At 68.4% G+C, this 15,905-nt stretch carries 17 protein-coding genes; 1 reads left to right on the top strand and 16 read right to left on the bottom strand.

Going from position 1 to position 15,905, the window contains the following annotated elements; all coding sequences use genetic code 11:
• Positions 1-4: 4 nt before the first annotated feature.
• The 3 genes from PY310_RS04755 to PY310_RS04745 all read right to left on the bottom strand — a co-directional run bounded on the left by PY310_RS04755 (position 5) and on the right by PY310_RS04745 (position 3,156).
• Positions 5-1,195, bottom strand: a complete 1,191-nt coding sequence (locus PY310_RS04755; protein WP_275213084.1) for a 4-hydroxybenzoate 3-monooxygenase — start codon at positions 1,193-1,195, stop codon at positions 5-7.
• 121 nt (positions 1,196-1,316) lie between these two features.
• Positions 1,317-2,072, bottom strand: a complete 756-nt coding sequence (locus PY310_RS04750) for an IclR family transcriptional regulator (RefSeq protein WP_275213083.1) — start codon at positions 2,070-2,072, stop codon at positions 1,317-1,319.
• 34 nt (positions 2,073-2,106) lie between these two features.
• Complete coding sequence (locus PY310_RS04745) at positions 2,107-3,156, bottom strand: FUSC family protein (protein WP_275213082.1); 1,050 nt, start codon at positions 3,154-3,156, stop codon at positions 2,107-2,109.
• Positions 3,157-3,308: 152 nt separating this feature from the next.
• On the opposite strand from PY310_RS04745, the gene PY310_RS04740 reads away from it, so the two are divergent.
• Positions 3,309-4,148 (top strand): ACT domain-containing protein, encoded by an 840-nt coding sequence (locus tag PY310_RS04740; protein ID WP_275213080.1) that lies wholly within the window; start codon positions 3,309-3,311, stop codon positions 4,146-4,148.
• Between the two features lie 61 nt (positions 4,149-4,209).
• Here the strand turns inward: PY310_RS04740 and PY310_RS04735 are convergent, their stop codons facing one another.
• The 13 genes from PY310_RS04735 to pcaH all read right to left on the bottom strand — a co-directional run bounded on the left by PY310_RS04735 (position 4,210) and on the right by pcaH (position 15,900).
• Complete coding sequence (locus PY310_RS04735) at positions 4,210-5,127, bottom strand: diacylglycerol/lipid kinase family protein (protein ID WP_275213079.1); 918 nt, start codon at positions 5,125-5,127, stop codon at positions 4,210-4,212.
• Positions 5,128-5,173: 46 nt separating this feature from the next.
• Positions 5,174-6,547: an NAD(P)(+) transhydrogenase (Re/Si-specific) subunit beta gene (locus PY310_RS04730; RefSeq protein WP_275213078.1), complete on the bottom strand. Its 1,374-nt coding sequence runs from the start codon at positions 6,545-6,547 to the stop codon at positions 5,174-5,176.
• Positions 6,544-6,879: an NAD(P) transhydrogenase subunit alpha part 2 gene (locus PY310_RS04725; protein WP_275213077.1), complete on the bottom strand. Its 336-nt coding sequence runs from the start codon at positions 6,877-6,879 to the stop codon at positions 6,544-6,546. Before PY310_RS04725 ends, PY310_RS04730 begins: the two co-directional genes overlap by 4 nt.
• Positions 6,879-8,087 carry a Re/Si-specific NAD(P)(+) transhydrogenase subunit alpha gene (locus tag PY310_RS04720; RefSeq protein ID WP_275213076.1) on the bottom strand — a complete coding sequence of 403 codons (1,209 nt, stop codon included), beginning with the start codon at positions 8,085-8,087 and terminating at the stop codon, positions 6,879-6,881. Before PY310_RS04720 ends, PY310_RS04725 begins: the two co-directional genes overlap by 1 nt.
• A 112-nt stretch (positions 8,088-8,199) precedes the next feature.
• Positions 8,200-9,012 carry an IclR family transcriptional regulator domain-containing protein gene (locus PY310_RS04715; protein ID WP_275213075.1) on the bottom strand — a complete coding sequence of 271 codons (813 nt, stop codon included), beginning with the start codon at positions 9,010-9,012 and terminating at the stop codon, positions 8,200-8,202.
• A gap of 28 nt (positions 9,013-9,040) precedes the next feature.
• The gene (locus PY310_RS04710; protein ID WP_275213074.1) at positions 9,041-9,709 is read right to left on the bottom strand and encodes a 3-oxoacid CoA-transferase subunit B; all 669 of its coding nucleotides are present in this window, start codon (positions 9,707-9,709) and stop codon (positions 9,041-9,043) included.
• Positions 9,710-9,711: 2 nt separating this feature from the next.
• Positions 9,712-10,371 carry a 3-oxoacid CoA-transferase subunit A gene (locus PY310_RS04705; RefSeq protein WP_275213073.1) on the bottom strand — a complete coding sequence of 220 codons (660 nt, stop codon included), beginning with the start codon at positions 10,369-10,371 and terminating at the stop codon, positions 9,712-9,714.
• A 2-nt stretch (positions 10,372-10,373) separates the two neighbouring features.
• Positions 10,374-11,588 (bottom strand): thiolase family protein, encoded by a 1,215-nt coding sequence (locus tag PY310_RS04700; RefSeq protein ID WP_275213072.1) that lies wholly within the window; start codon positions 11,586-11,588, stop codon positions 10,374-10,376.
• Between the two features lie 85 nt (positions 11,589-11,673).
• Complete coding sequence (pcaC, locus tag PY310_RS04695) at positions 11,674-12,150, bottom strand: 4-carboxymuconolactone decarboxylase (RefSeq protein WP_275213071.1); 477 nt, start codon at positions 12,148-12,150, stop codon at positions 11,674-11,676.
• Between the two features lie 11 nt (positions 12,151-12,161).
• Entirely contained in the window at positions 12,162-12,980 is an 819-nt protein-coding gene (locus PY310_RS04690) for an alpha/beta fold hydrolase (RefSeq protein ID WP_275213069.1), read from the bottom strand.
• Positions 12,973-14,445, bottom strand: coding sequence for a lyase family protein (locus tag PY310_RS04685; RefSeq protein ID WP_275213068.1), 1,473 nt, complete (start codon positions 14,443-14,445; stop codon positions 12,973-12,975). The genes PY310_RS04690 and PY310_RS04685 overlap by 8 nt, the downstream gene beginning before the upstream one ends.
• Positions 14,442-15,011 carry a protocatechuate 3,4-dioxygenase subunit alpha gene (pcaG, locus tag PY310_RS04680; protein WP_275213067.1) on the bottom strand — a complete coding sequence of 190 codons (570 nt, stop codon included), beginning with the start codon at positions 15,009-15,011 and terminating at the stop codon, positions 14,442-14,444. The genes PY310_RS04685 and pcaG overlap by 4 nt, the downstream gene beginning before the upstream one ends.
• Positions 15,004-15,900, bottom strand: a complete 897-nt coding sequence (gene pcaH, locus PY310_RS04675) for a protocatechuate 3,4-dioxygenase subunit beta (RefSeq protein ID WP_414004247.1) — start codon at positions 15,898-15,900, stop codon at positions 15,004-15,006. Before pcaH ends, pcaG begins: the two co-directional genes overlap by 8 nt.
• Positions 15,901-15,905 lie beyond the last annotated feature (5 nt).

Here is a 15,905-nt window from a genome sequence, read left to right as displayed (position 1 = left end):
GGCCTTACTTTCCTCCGGGCCAGCCGGTGTACGCCTCGGCCAGGTAAGCCCTGCCGTGGCGGGAGGAGACCACCGAGTTCAGCTCGCCGAGCTGGCGGGCACGGGAGAAGTCATCGGCGTCAGCCGGGGTGTGGAGCATGGTGGTCATCCAGTAGGAGAACTGCTGGGCCTTCCAGACGCGCTCCAGCGCCCGGTCTCCGTAGCTGTCCAGCAGGGCGCTGGAGCCGCTGCCGTAGAAGGATTCCAGCCCCTCAAAAAGCATCTTGACGTCGTGGATGGCCAGGTTCAGGCCCTTGGCGCCGGTGGGAGGAACAGTGTGGGCGGCGTCGCCGGCCAGGAACAGGTTGCCGTAGCGCATGGGGGTGTGCACAAAGCTGCGGAACGGGAGCACCATCTTGTCGATGACGGGGCCTTCCTTGAGCTCGAAGCCGTTGCCGTTGACCCGGCTGCGGAACTCGGCCCAGATCCGGTCATCGTCCCACTCGGCCACGTTCTCCTTGGGGTCACACTGGAAGTACATCCGCTGCACGGTCTCGGTGCGCTGGCTGATCAGGGCGAAGCCGTTGTCCGAGTTGGCGTAGATGAGCTCGTCGGAGCTGCGCGGGGCCTCGGCGAGGATGCCGAACCAGGCGAACGGGTACTCGTGGAAGTACCACTTGCGGTGGGCTTCCGGGATCTGGAAGCGGCAGTGGCTGCGTGAACCGTCCGCGCCCACCAGGAACTCGGTCTGGATCTCGTACTCAACACCGTCGGCGTCAGTGAACCAGACCTTCGGTTTGCCTTCGAGGTCGTGGACGGTGGTGTCGGTGACGCTGTACCGGACGTCGCCGCCGTCGGCCTTCCTGCGGGCGGCGAGATCCAGGAAGACGTCCGTCTGCGGGTAGAGCCAGACGGATTCGCCCACGAGGTCCTTGAAATCGATGCGGTGGCTTTCGCCGTTGAAACGCAGTTCGATGCCGTCGTGCCGGTCGCCGTCCCTCAGCACCCGGTCCGAGACCCCGCTGTCCACGAGCAGGTTGACGGTGCCGTGTTCCAAAATGCCGGCGCGGACCGTCTCGGAGATCTCCTTGTGGCTGCGCACCTCGATGACGGTGGATTCGATGCCGGCCTTGGCCAGGAGGTGGGAGAGCATGAGTCCGGCGGGGCCGGCGCCCATGATTGCCACCTGGGTGGTGATGATTTTCCGTTGTGCCATGGCTGGGCCTCGCTTCGTTGCGGGGGCTCTGGCAATCTGCAGAGCCGGTGATTGGTTCGTCTGGCTATCAGTGTGCAGCCCGGAACGTGATTGCGGTAACACTCTTTCCGTTCAACGGAATCTAATCCCGGATTGCGGCGTCACCAAGCCTGCGGGCGATACCCCGGGCAGCGGTTTGCAGGGCCGGCACCAGGGCCTGGAGCCGCATCTCCCGCAGGGGAACCACGACGCCGAGCGCGGCCACGGCGCGCTGCCGGCCGTCCAGCACGGGGACGGCTATGCCCCAGGTGTCCGGATCCACCACGCCCGCGAGTTGGGCAAAGCCCTGATGGGCCGCCTCGCTGAGCAAGGCACGCACCGCCTCCCCCGTCACCCTGGCGTCAGGATCCGAGAACTGACCGAGGTACGCGGCCTGTACGGCTTTGTCCTGATGGGCCATGAGGGCGAGCCCGGCGGAGGAAACATGGACGGGCATCCGGCCGGCCACCCGGGCCCTGTTGGCCACCGATCCGCGCCGGGAAAGCCGCTCCACAAAGAGCGCTTCCCAGCCGTCCAGGACCGCCAGGTTCACATTCTGGTTCAGCACCTGCTGGATGTCTTCCATGAACGGCATGGCAGCCTGCCGCAGCGCCAGCGTGGGTGAATTCCGGTTGACCAGCTCCCACAGCCGCAGCCCCGGCCGCACCGCACCGCCGTCGACCGTTTCCAGCAAACCGTGCGCAGCCAACTGCCGCACCAGCCGGTGCGTGGTGGTGAGCGGCAGCCCCGCCCGGTGCGCGAGGTCGGACAGCTGGAGGCTGCTGACGCCTTCGGGAAAGGCGGAGATCACCCGGACTACCCGGTCCACCACGGAATCGCCGGAGAGTGAATTAGCCATGACCGCCCTTCCATTGAATGGTGAGGATTTTAGACTACACTCGGAGGCGCCGCCACAAGGCCGGTGCCAGGACCACGGCAACACCGACCGCCGCGCCGATCACCGTCTCGATGATGCGGTCCCGCAGCAGAATGGTGGGGGACGCCGGCACCACCAGCAGCGTGGAGATCAGAGCCAGCGGCGTCACCACCACCTGGGCCAGCACATACTGGCGGGCAATGAAAAGTTCAGCGCCGAACTGGCACAGGGCGATGACCAGGACGATCTGCCAGGGAGCGAGGTTCAGCAGCAGGATGACGGCGAGCAGCGCCAGGCCCAGCACGGTGCCGATGATTCGCTGGATGCCGCGGCGGATCCGGTGCCGCGTGCTGTGCCCCACCAACGGGACCACAGCTGCCACCATCGCCCAGTAGTTGTGCCCGAATCCAAGCCACGTGCCGGCCAATGTGGCCAGGGAGCCTGCCATGCCTGCCGCTACGAGGTAGCCCAGGCCTTCCAGCCACGCCGTCCGCTTCTCGCCCTCGGCCCGCCGGATCGGGGCCGGCCACGCCCAGGGCGTGCGGTACCGGGGAAGAACGCGCGCGGAGAAGCCGATCACCAGCGAAAGCGCGGTGGTCAGCACCGCCACGAGCATCGCCTCCGGGACCGGCGGCTGGTTTGGAATCGAGGCGATGGCGGCGAACGCGAAGATGTGGAAGAGCGAGCCTGCGGGACGAAGGCGAAGCAGCGAGATCGCCACGGAACACCCGCCGGCCACCAGGGTGGTGGCCAGGACGAGGAGCCAGGTGGCCGCCGCCTGGTCCAGCCCCCAGGCGTTCCCCGCCCTGGCCGCGAGGGCAGCCAGGAACATGACCAACAGCATCAGCAGGCCTGCGCGCAGCTGCAACACAAACCGGGTGCCGTGCGGTTCATTGCGCCCGTAGATTCCGGTGAACGCACCGAAGGAGGCGAAAATCGCCAGGTCCAGCCGGCCTAGTAAGAGCAGGGTGATCAGGGGAACAAAGATTCCGACGGCGCAGCGCAGGGCCGGCTGGTGATCGTTGTTGCTCGGCGCAATGCTGAACATTTCAGCGAAAAACTTCAAGTTCCGGGTGCCTCTTCCTTCGATGGCCCGTGGGCGGGAGGTACCCGCCGGGAACAGCAGGACCGGCCTCCCCAATCCTATGTCCCGGACCTTTCCCACGTTCGGAACGGCGGAGCAACATCATCGAAACACCGGCACGGCACGCTTGAGCCATGAGACACACCGGAAGCAACCCCGCTGCGGCCGACTTGAGCTGTGAAGTGTGCGGCCTGATGCCAGAACCCACCAAGACCCGGCTGACCGTTGCCAACGTGGCCGTGATGCTCCCGATCGAACTGCTGGTGCACGCTTTGGTGGTGGGAACGCACCTGCCGTACCTGGCCAAGGTGCTGGCGCTCACCCTGACGGCCACCGTCCTGGTGATCTGGGTGGCTGAGCCGTCCGCTGCCCGGATCCTGCGCGGCTGGCTGCACGCTCCCGCGCTCCGGCACCGCAGGAAACTGGGCGCTGCCCCCGCCCTGTGGCGGGCACGCACCATGCTGCAGGACCAGCCCGGCTCGCTGCAGAAGATCACCCGGGCGCTGGCCCGGCTCGATACCAACATCCTGAGCATCCACGTCCACCCCGTGGCCGGCGGTGTACTCGATGAGTTCGTGCTTTCCGCGCCGGGGGACCTGAGCGAGCGCCAGCTGCTGGCGGCCCTTGACGACGGCGGCGGCTCGCGGTCCCAGGTGTGGCCCACCACCGCCCTGGCCATGGCGGACGGCCAGACCCGGGCGCTGAGCCTCGCGGCGCGGATCGCGGGCGCACCGGACGAGCTGCCGCTGGCCGTGGCCGAGCTGCTGCACGCACGGGTGCTCACACCGACCGAGGCCGCCGTCGAAAATTACGACGCCGGCACGCGGCTGAAGGTTCCCACCGCCTGGCACGGGCCGCTGACCTTTGCCCGTCCCGGCGAACCGTTCACGCCGGCCGAATCAGCCCGCGCGCACCGGCTCGCAGAGCTGGCTGAAATCCTGGCCCACGGCCCGGCGCCGACCCACCCCATGTAGGTAGCGTCAGCTGTCGTTCTGGGGCCTCAAAACGACAGATAGCGCTACCTGGTTGGGCGGGCTACATGCGGATGGTGAGCGCCCCCGGGTCGAGGGTCATCAGGACGTGCTTGCCGTCGCCCTCATGGTCGCCGTCGAGCTGGTAATCGTCATTGTGCTCCAGCGTGATTTCCACGGATTTGCCCTGGTAGTACTCCACGGAGGTGTCTTTGCCCCGGCCCTTGCCGATCATGCCGGCGATTACCGAGAACCAGCCAAGCTTTCCCCGCGGGGCCAGCACGGCGACATCCAGCAGGCCGTCGTCCATCTTGGCGTCGGGGAAGATCTCGAGTCCGCCCTGGACCTTGCCGCAGTTGCCCACCATCACACTGCGCACGCCGCGGTGCACCACGTCCTTGCCGTCGATGGCGATGGTGGCCTTCACCGGTTTGCCCGGCAGGTTCCGGATGCCGGCATCCACGTAGGCCAGCCAGCCCACCTTGTCCTTCAGGTCCTCGTTGGTGTCGGCCATGATGGTGGCGTCATAGCCCACCCCGGCCATGACCAGGAAGACCTGTTCCTTGTCCGGGCTGTTCCGGCGGGCGCGGACAACGTCGATCTTCCGCTCAGTTCCCGCCAGGGCACCGGCCATGGCGCTGTCAAAATCCGTGACGTCCATGCCCAGGTTGCGTGCCAGGAGATTGCCGGTGCCGAACGGGAGCAGGCCCATGGGCACGTCCCCGCCCGCGAGGACCTCGGCCACGCACCGCACGGTGCCGTCGCCGCCGGCAGCAATAACGACGTCGGCTCCCTGTTTGAGTGCCTCCTTCGTCTGGCCGACCCCCGGGTCCTCCTTGGTGGTCTCGAGCCAGATGGGCTCACCCCAGCCGTTCTCCGAGCAGTGCTTGGCCGCCAGTGCCTTCACGTCAATCTCCACCGGCTTGGCGGGATTGATGATGATGGCCGGCCGTTTGAGGCTGGTGGAGCTGTTGGCAGTCATGGTGTCCTTCGGTGAAGTTGAGTAATGCCTATGCAAAGGCTACTTGCTACAGCGCCTTCACGGCTCCCAGTACCTTCGCGAGCGACTCCTTGGCATCGCCGAAGAGCAGGGACGTCTGCGGCTCGTACAGGAGCTCATTCTCGATCCCCGCGAAGCCGGGCCGCATGGAGCGCTTCAGGAAGATCACCTGGCGGGCGTCGGCCACTTCCAGGATGGGCATGCCGTAGATCGGCGAGCCGGATGAGGTCTTCGCCGCCGGGTTCACCACATCGTTGGCGCCCACCACCAGCGCCACGTCCGCGGTCCGGAATTCGGAGTTGATTTCGCCCATTTCCTTGAGCGACTCGTACGGCACGTTGGCCTCGGCCAGGAGCACGTTCATGTGCCCCGGCATCCGGCCCGCAACGGGGTGGATGGCGAAGTCCACGTCGATCCCGCGGGCTTCCAGGGCCTGCGCCAGTTCCGCGGCGGTGTGCTGGCCCTGCGCCACGGCCAGCCCGTAGCCGGGCACAATAATGACCCGCTGCGCATAACCCAGGAGCACAGCCACGTCTTCGGCGCTGGAGGACCTGACGGGACGTTCGCTCACGGCGGTGGATCCCGCCGTCGAGCCGCCCTTGAAGGCGCCGAACAGGATGCCGGCCACGCTCCGGCCCATGGCAGCGGCCATGGCCCTGGTCAGGATGGTGCCCGAGGCGCCCACCAGGGTGCCCGCCACCACCAGCAGAACATTGCCCAGCACCACACCGGACGCTGCCACGGCGAGGCCAGTGAACGCATTCAGGAGGGAGATGACGATCGGCACGTCCGCCCCGCCCACCGGCAGCACCAGCAGCGCGCCGGCGGCAAGTCCCAGCACCATGAGCAGCACCGCGAGCGCCAGGGACCCGGTAAAGACGACGGCGACGGCGGTCCCCACCGCCGCGAGCAGGACCGCCGCCATCACCACGGGGAGCCCCGGGAACACCACCGGGCGGGTGGTCATGAGCTCCTGGAGCTTGGCGAAGGTGACACCCGACCCGGCGAAGGACACAGCCCCCACCAGGAGCGTGAAGACGATGGCAAGCCGCACCCACGGGTCCCCGTTATGGCTCAACTCCAAAAGGGCCACCAGCGCCGCGGCGCCGCCGCCCACACCGTTGAACAGCGCCACCAGCTGGGGCATCTGGGTCATTTTGACGCGCCGGGCCACGGGCGCGGCCACCGCCGTGCCCACCGCGATGGCCGCAATGATCCAGGGAATATTCTCCAGTCTTGCCGACAGGAAAACGGTCACGACGGCGAGCAGTGCACCGAAGGCACCGATCAGGTTGCCGCGGCGGGCGGTGCGGGGAGAGCTGAGGCCGCGGAGTGCCAGGATAAAAAACACCGCTGCGGCAAGGTACAGGAGGGAGGTCCACACCGGATCGAGGAGGCTCATGGGCGGTCCTCCCGCGCGGTGGCTCCGCTGCCCGCTGCTCCCGTGCGGGCGGGCTCCTTCCGGCCGTGGAACATGTGCAGCATCCGGTCCGTGACCACAAAACCGCCCACCAGGTTGGCAGTGGCGAGCACCACGGCGAGCAGCGCCACGGCCAGGATGCCCGGATCCGCGGCCTGGCCTGCCACGATGATGGCGCCCACCAGGATGATGCCGTGGATGGCGTTGGCGCCGGACATCAGGGGCGTGTGCAGGGTGCTGGAGACCTTCGAGACCACCTCGAAGCCCACAAACACCGCCAGCACCGTGACGGTGACCAGACTCATGCCGTCCATCAGATTCCCCCCTCGCTCTGGAGCCTGTCGTCCTGGACGCTTGGCTCGTGGTCCGGCAGGGCCGGAATGACCGCCCCCAACGCCTCGGCCGTGGGCAGGTGCCGCACCGCGCCGTCGTGTGTGAGGCAGGCCCCGGCGATCACGTCGTCGCCGAAATCGGGAGCCACGGTGCCGTCCCGGGTCATCAGGGCGAGCAGGTTGGCCACGTTCTTGGCGTACAGCCGGGAGGCGTCCGAGGCCATGGCGGACGGGGCATCCTTCAGCCCCACCAGGGTGACGTGGCCCTGGCCGTCGGCGGTGGGCACCAGGATGTCCGCCCCGGGAACCACGCCTTCCACGTTCCCGCCGGACTCGGCGGCGAGGTCGACGACGACCGAACCCGGGCGCATGCCCTGCACCATCCGGCGGCTCACCAGGAGCGGCGCGCGCCTGCCGGGGACTGCCGCCGTCGTAATCAGCACATCAGCCTGGGCAACGTGCGGGGCGAGGAGTTCGCGCTGGAGGGCGCCGCGGTCGGCGCTGAGTTCGCGGGCATAGCCGCCGGATGCCTCAGCGGTTTCCAGGTCCAGCTTGATGAAGGTGCCGCCCATGGACGCCACTTCGTCGGCGGAGGCGGGCCGGATGTCGTTGGCGGACACCCGGGCGCCGAGCCTCTTGGCGGTGCCGATGGCCTGCAGCCCGGCAACACCGGCGCCAAGCACCAGGACCCGGGCCGGCGGGACGGTGCCGGCCGCGGTCATGTAGAGGGGGAAGAAGCGTGGCAGCCGGATGGCGGCCTCCAGGACGCAGCGGTAGCCGGCCACCAGGGCCTGGGAGCTGAGCGCGTCCATTGACTGGGCGCGGGAGATCCGGGGCACCAGTTCCAGGGCGAAGGACGTGACGCCCGCCTCCGCGAGTGCCTGCACGGTTGCCAGCTCGGACGACGGCGAGGCCAGGCCCACGGTGACGGCGCCCTTTCTCAGGGCTTTCGCCGTCGCGGGCTCCAGCGGGCGGACGTGGACCAGGATGTCCAGCACGGCGGGGTCGAGGGCCGGGACCACGCTGGCCCCTGCCTGGAGGTATTCAAGGTCCGCGTGCCCGGCGGCGGCACCGGCGTCCGCTTCGATCAGGACGTCCAGGCCCAGCCCGGCCAGTTGTTTGACCGTTTCCGGTGTGGCGGCAACACGGCGCTCACCCTCATGCCGTTCCCGCGGTATGCCCAGTTTCAACCGCCAGCTCCCTTACGGACGTAGTTGGCTTGAGTCTAAAGCGCTCCGGGGAGTTTTTGGTCAGATATTCGCACTTCCGGGTCCCCGGATCGGGAAAATAACGCCTGCCGGGTTACCGCCGGGCGGTCAGGTCCGCCGAAATGAGCTTGGCCGTGGCCACAATCTCCTGCGCCACGGAGGCCAGGTACGCGTCCGGGTCCGGCCGGGCCGCCACGGCCTGGGCCTGCAGCGATACGTTGACCGCGGCCACCACTTTGGTGGGCCCGTCATAGACCGGCGCCGCCACGGACATCAGCCCCAGCTCAAGCTCCTGGTCCAGCAGGCACCAGCCCTGTTTCCGGACGGTGTCCAGCACGGCCAACAGCTCAGGCACGGTTCCCAGCGCCCGCGGCGTCAGCGGCTTGATCTCCGCCTCGGCCAGGTAAGCCTTCAGCCCGGCGGGCGGCAGGGCGGCCAGCAGCACCCTGCCCATGGACGTGGCGTAGGCGGGGAACCGGGTGCCCACCGTGATGCCCACGTTCATGATCCGGCGCGTGGTCACCCGGGCAATGTAGGCGATGTCCGTCCCGTCCAGCACCGCCGCGGACGTGGACTCCCCCAGTTTCAGGGAGAGTTCCTCCAAGTGGGGCTGGGCGAGCTGGGGCAGGGAGAGCCCGGAAAGGTAGGCGTAGCCAAGCTGCAGGACCTTGGCCGTGAGCGCGAACGTTTTGCCGTCGGTCCGGACGTAGTCCAGTTCCACCAAAGTGTGCAGGAACCGCCGGGCGGTGGCGCGGGTCAGGCCGGTCCGGGCCGCCACCTCGGTGAGGGTCATCACCGGGTGGTCGTGGTCGAAGGCCCGGATCACGGCCAGGCCGCGCGCCAGCGACTGCACGTACTGGTCGCCCGCCTGTGGAGCGGTGCGTGCAGTTGCTGGTGCGTCGGTCATGGTTACCAATCCTAGAGGCCGCGGGGCGTTACGCTGCCGCCTTCAGCGGGACGGGGACAAGCTCCTGAAGTTCCGCCAGGGTGCAGCCGAAGGTCTCGCGGACGGTGACGCCGTCGGGTCCGGTCAGGAAGACGGCTTTGTCCGTGTAGACGCGGGTGACGCAGCCGACTCCGGTGAGCGGGTAGGTGCACGCATCCACGATCTTGGAGGCGCCCTCGCGGGTCAGGAGCGTCATCATGACAAAGACGTCCTTGGCGCCGGTGGCGAGGTCCATCGCGCCGCCGACGGCGGGGATGGCGTCCGGGGCGCCGGTGTGCCAGTTGGCGAGGTCACCGGTGGCGGAGACCTGGAAGGCCCCGAGCACGCAGATGTCCAGGTGGCCGCCGCGCATGATCGCGAACGAATCGGCGTGGTGGAAGTAGGACGCCCCGGGCAGCTCGGTGACGGGGATTTTCCCGGCGTTGATGAGGTCGCCGTCGATCTGGTCGCCCACGGCCACCGGGCCCATGCCCAGCATGCCGTTCTCCGTGTGGAGGGTGATGTTCTGCTCGGGCTTGAGGTAGTTCGAGACCAGGGTGGGCTGGCCGATGCCGAGGTTCACGAACGAGCCGGGCTTGATGTCCCGGGCCACGAGTTCGGCGAGGGCGTCGCGGCCCAGGGGCTTGTCACTGGTCTGGAGGGAAGTTGCGGTGCTCATGCTCAGGCCACCTTCACGATGCTGTTGACGTAGATTCCGGGGGTCACGACGTTTTCCGGGTCGAGTCCGCCGGTGGGGACAATCTCCGAGACCTGGACCACGGTGTGCTTGGCGGCGGCGGCCATGATGGGGCCGAAGTTCCGGGCCGTCTTGCGGTACACGAGGTTCCCCACGCCGTCGGCCTTCAGGGCCTTGATCAGCGCGACGTCCGCGTGGATGGGGGTCTCGAAGACCTGGCCGCGGCCGTCGATGATGCGGGTCTCCTTGCCCTCGGCGAGCATGGTGCCGTAGCCGGTGGGGGTGAAGAACCCGCCAATCCCGGCGCCGGCGGCGCGGATGCGTTCGGCGAGGTTGCCCTGCGGGACGAGTTCCAGTTCGATTTCGCCGGCGTGGTATTTGGCGTCGAAGTGCCAGGAGTCGGACTGCCGCGGGAAGGAACAGATCATTTTCTTGACCCGGCCTTCCTTGATCAGCAGGGCCAGGCCCTGATCGCCCTGGCCGGCGTTGTTGTTCACCACGGTCAGGTCCTTGGCGCCGCAGTCCATCAGCGCATCAATCAGTTCGAAGGGCTGCCCGGCGTTGCCGAACCCGCCGATCATCACGGTGGAGCCGTCCTTGATGCCGGCTACGGCCTCGTTGACGGTGTCTACAAAATTCAGCATTCTTATGCCTTTCCTGTGCTGGTGCCGCTGCCGGCGGTGACGTTTTCGAGGACGACGGCCAGGCCCTGGCCCACGCCGATGCAGATCGCGGCGACGCCCCAGCGTTCGCCGGAGGCCTGCAGGGACCGGGCGAGGGTGCCCAGGATCCGGGTGCCGGACGCGCCGAGAGGGTGGCCCATGGCGATCGCGCCGCCGTGCCGGTTGACGATGGCCGGGTCGATGCCCCAGGCGTTGATGCAGGCCAGGGACTGCGCGGCGAACGCTTCGTTAAGTTCGACGGCGCCCACCTGGTCCCAGCCGATGCCCGCCTTCGCGAGGGCCTTGTTCGCGGCCTCCACCGGGGCGTAGCCGAAGAACTGGGGATCGTTGGCGTGCGCGCCGCGGCCGGCGATGCGGGCCAGCGGTTCGAGCCCGAGCAGCCCGGCGGCGTTCTCGGAGCCGATCCAGGCCGCGGAGGCGCCGTCGGACAGCGGGGACGCGTTCCCGGCCGTGACGGTGCCGTTCTCGGTGCGGAACACGGTTTTCAGCCCGGCGAGCTTCTCCGCGGAGGAACCGGCGCGGATGCTTTCGTCGCGGACCAGGTCGGTGCCCGGGACCGGGGTGACCAGGTTGTCGTAGAAGCCCTCGTCCCAGGCGGCGGCGGAGAGGTTGTGGGAGTTCGCGGCGAATTCGTCCTGCTGCTCGCGGGTCACGCCGTACTTCTCGCGGAGCCGTTCGGTGGCCTCGCCCAGGGAGATGGTCCACTCCTTCGGCATGGCGTTGTTCACCAGGCGCCAGCCCAGCGTGGTGGAGGCCAGGGTCAGGTCCCCGGCCGGGTAGGGCTTCTCGGTCTTGGGCAGCACCCAGGGGGCGCGGGACATCGATTCGGCCCCGCCCACGAGCATCAGCTCGGCGTCGCCGGCGTTGATCTGGCGCGAGGCGATGATCGCCGCATCCAAAGACGACCCGCACAGCCGGTTCACCGACGTACCGGGGATCGAGACCGGCAGGCCGGCCAGCAGGGTGCCCATCCGGGCGACGTTACGGTTCTCCTCGCCGGCGCCGTTGGCGTTGCCGAACACCACCTCGTCGATCCGCTCCGGATCCAGCCCCGGTGCGCGCTTCACGGATTCCTTGATCACGTGCGCGGCAAGGTCATCCGGGCGAACGGCCGCGAGACCGGAGCCGAACTTACCGAACGGGGTGCGCACGGCGTCGTACACAAAAGCCTGATTCAAAACTTCTCCTCTTAATGTTCGTTCCCGTCCCAACTGGGTAGCAGTAAGTGTCGTTTTGAGGGCTCAAAACGACACTTGGCGCTACCTAGTTGGGCGGGGTGGGGGTTTCTGTGGTGGGCGCGGCGGCCGACTCTGCGCTGTCCAGGTCGCGGAAGACCTGCTGGGCGGTCTTGAACGCCGTGTTGGCGGACGGCACACCGCAGTAGATGGCGGTCTGTAGCAGGATTTCCTTGATCTCGTCCCGGCTCAGGCCGTTGGTGAGGGCCGCGCGGATGTGCATGGCCAGCTCTTCCCAGTGCCCGTGCGCCACCATCGCCGTAATGGTCACGGCGGAGCGCATCTGCCGGGAGATGCCGGGCCGGGTCCAGATGCCACCCCACGCAATCCGCGTGATCATGTCCTGGAAGTCCTCGGTGAACTCATCCTTGTTGGTGTTCGCGCGGTCCACATGCGCGGCGCCGAGCACTTCGCGCCGGACCACCATGCCGCCGTCGTAGATCTCCTGGCTGGTGGCGTCCGGCTGGACCACACCGTGGCGCTCGGAACTGTTGGGGGTGCTCATCTGGCCGGTGCTCATTTAGCCGGCCGAGTTTCGCTCCAGCTGATGAGGCTCCGCAGCAGTTCGGCAACATGGGCAGGTGCCTCCGCGGGGGCGAGGTGCGCCACGCCTTCCAGGGAAACGGCGTTCGCGGTGCCTCCCCCGGCGGTGATGCCGGCAACGATTTCCTCCGCGAACGACGGCGGCACAACAGTATCCGCCACACCCGCCACTGCCTGCGTGGGGACGGAGATGCTGCCGAGCTCGGCGCGGACGTCATAGGCGGCCAGCGCCTCGCAGCAGAAGGCGTAGCTGAAGCGGTCGGCGTCGCGGAGGGAGTGCAGGAGCTTGCTGCTCAGGTCCGGTTCGCGGTCCATAAAGCCAGGCCCGAACCAGCGCTCGGCGGAGCCCTGGATGACAACCGGGGTGCCCTGGACCCGCACCAGTTCGGCGCGGTCCAGCCAGCCTTCCGGGGTGCCGATCTTGGCGCCGGAGCACTGTACCGACAGGCTCTTGAGGCGTTCGCCGTGTTTGATGCCCAGCTGCAGGCCGGTGGCTCCGCCGAGGGAAACGCCGGCGTAATGGAACGCCTCGCCGGGAGCGATCGAGTCCACCAGGTCCACAACGGCCTCCGCCAGGTCGGCGACGTCGAAGGCCTCCGTGGCCTTCGGAGAGACGCCGTGCCCCGGAAGGTCCCAGGCCACCACGTCGTAGTCATTGGCCAGCAGCGCCGCCGTCCGGCCCCACAGGATGGCGGAGGAGGTGCCCAGGGAGGGGCCCACCACCAGCAGCGGACGTTCGCCAAGGGTTCGTTCGGGCGAAAGCAGGACTGCTTTGAGGGTCGGTTTAGCCACGGTTGGCTCCGTTCTGGTCGGGGGTTGCTGAAGAGGAAAAGTCCGGGTAGGCGGCCAGGATCCGCCGGGAGATTTCGGCGGCCTGGCCCAGGTAGCTGGCAGGGTCCAGGAGCTCGTCGAGGCGCAGATCGGTCAGCGCACCCCTGGGGACGGCCTCGCGAAGCAGGTGCCGGTAGGTGGCGTCCTGCTCGGCGGACGGCGCGGCAAGGGTCCGGTCCACCACGTCCTGCAGCTGTTCCTTGCCGCTGCGGCCGTCCTTCTCCGCCAACAGCGGAGCGACGGCGGCACCCACCCCTTCGGCGAGGAGCAGCGGCCCGGCCAGTTCCAGGTTGCGGCGCAGGGCGGCCGGGAAAACCTGGAGTCCTTCCGCCAGCTCGCGGAGGTGGCCGGCCGCGCCGAGGGCCAGCCGCAGGAGCTCACGCAGGGCGGGCCATTCGGTATGCCAGGCTGCATCGGGGCGTTCGTCGTTGAAGTTGGCCGCCGCCAGGTGCAGCTGGGCCAGGAGCTGCGGAGCCTGCAGGGCGGCGCTGCGGATCAGGACGGACAGCACCGGGTTCTGCTTCTGCGGCATGGCCGAGGACACGCCGCGCCCGGCCGCGCGAGGTTCGGCGAGTTCAGCCACTTCGGGCCGGCTCATGAAAAGGACGTCGGTGGCGATCTTGCCGGCGGCGCCGAGCGCGGCGGCCAGCGCGTTCCCGAGGGAGGTGACAGCCAGCCGGTTGGTGTGCCATGGCGCGGGCGCAGGGGCGAGCCCCAGCTGTTTGGCGAGTGAATCGGCCAAGGTAAAGGGTGTGGCGGTAGATTCGGCCGTCAGCACCGTGCCGGCCGCGAGGGTCCCGGCGGCCCCGCCGAACTGCACCGGGAACTGGAGGGACTCGAGCTGCCGCCCGGCGGCGGCGAGGCCGTGGAACCACTGCGCTGCCCGCAGCCCGAAGGTGAACGGGAGCGAGTGCTGGGTCAGGCTCCGGCCCACGCCCAGCGTGTCCGCATGCTTCTCCGCCAGGGCCGCGAGCGCCGTCGTCGCGCCTTTCAGGTCGCCGAGCAGCGCCTCCACGGTGTTACGGGCCAGGAGCATGAGGGCAGTGTCCAGCACATCCTGGCTGGTCAGCGAGGTGTGGATGGCTTTGCCGGCACCGATGCCGGTGGCATCCAACGCCGAAACCTGCTTCCGCAGGTCAGCCAACAGAGGGATGACGGGGTTGCCGCCGCCCTGGGCACGGAGCGCAATGCCTGCCGGGTCGTAGCGGCCCGGCGCCGCGGCGGAAGCCACGACGGCGGCGGATCCGGCAGGTGCCAGCCCTGCCCTTTCCAGCACCGCGGCCCAGCCGGACTCGACAGCGAGGATCGCCGCGAGCACCGCCCGATCACCGGTCAGCGCCGCCACCAGGGGCGACGCCGAGACAGGACTGAGCAGGCCGACGTCGCCGTCCGCCGTGCTTCCGTAACCCAGGGCGGCACCCGTCACTGGAAGTCCAGGAAGACTGTTTCGCCCTCACCCTGCAGGCGGACATCCCACGTGAGTCCGCCGTCCGGGTCGCGGCGCGCGATCAGGGTCTTCCGGCGTTCCGGGTCAAGGGAGCCCAGCAGCGGGTCCTTGGCCAGGGCTTCCTCGTTGTCCGGCAGGTAGATCCGGGTGAAGAGCCGGTTCATCAGGCCGCGGGCAAAAATCGCGACGGAGATGAATGGTGCCGCGCCCTCCTCGGTGGGGCCGGGGTTGACGGTGGTGAAGGTGAAGACGCCGGTGTTGCCCACGGCGCTGCGGCCGAATCCGGTGAAGGTGTAGCCGTCGCGCACCAGTGACCCGGTGTGCTGCGGCACGTTGCCTTGGGAATCTGCCTGCCAGATCTCCAGGATCGCATCGGGGATCGGGTGCCCGGCGCCGTCGTACACGGTGCCCTGGAGCCGGATGGACCCCGGGGAGCCGGGTGCCAGCAGCTCGCGGTCCTTGGTGAAGGGAAGGGCGTAACCGTAGAAGGGTCCTACGGTCTGGCCGGGGGTGGGTGTCAGCTTGGTGGGGCCGGGGTTACTCATGGTCGTCTCCTTCTGCGCCGAGGGCCTCGTTCTCGGTCCAGGTCCGCTTCGACCCGGTCAGCACGATGTCCCAGTTGTAGGCGAGGGCCCACTCGGGTTTGGTCTGCTCGTGGTTGTAGGTGGCCACGAGCCGGTCGCGGGCGTCCTGGTCCACGATGGACTGGTAGATCGGGTCCAGCGGGAAGAGCTGGTCGCCGGGGAAGTACATCTGGGTGACGATCCGCTGGGTGAACTCCTGCCCGAACAGGGAGAAGTGGATGTGGGCGGGGCGCCAGGCGTTGAGGTGGTTCTTCCACGGGTAGGCGCCGGGCTTGATGGTGGTGAAGCTGTACGAGCCGTCGGCCCCGGTGATGCAGCGGCCCACGCCGGTGAAGTTGGGGTCCAGCGGCGCCGGGTGCTGGTCGCGCTTGTGGATGTAGCGGCCGGCGGAGTTCGCCTGCCAGATCTCCACGAGCTGGCCGGCCACCGGGCGGCCGTCACCGTCGAGGACGCGCCCGGACACCACAATGCGTTCGCCCAGCGGTTCACCGTTGTGCTGGATGGTGAGGTCCGACTCCAGCGCGTGCACGTCCATGTGCCCGAACGCCGGAGAGTACAGCTCGATGGTCTCGGGGTCCGCGTGGTGCAGGTCCTTGGTGGGGTGCCGCAGGACGCTGCTGCGGTAGGGGGCGTAGTCCAGCCTCGGCTGGATTTCCGCCGGGGCGCCGTTCTTGACGGCCTGCGCATAGGCGTCGCCGAGAGCTTTCATCTCTGCGCTGAGATCCGCCTGTGACTCCGCGGCGGCATCGAGGGGTGCGTACTGCTTCGGTGCGGCCTCCGTGGCTTCGTCGGACACGTCTTCGGTGAGCGGATCCGCGTTGTACGTTTCAAGGTTGATTTCTTCAGGCACAGCAG

It is taken from the genome of Pseudarthrobacter naphthalenicus (genome assembly GCF_029076445.1).
Classification (GTDB): domain Bacteria; phylum Actinomycetota; class Actinomycetes; order Actinomycetales; family Micrococcaceae; genus Arthrobacter; species Arthrobacter naphthalenicus.
Note: the sequence above shows the minus strand (reverse complement) of the source record. Positions and strands in the feature narration are given on the sequence as shown.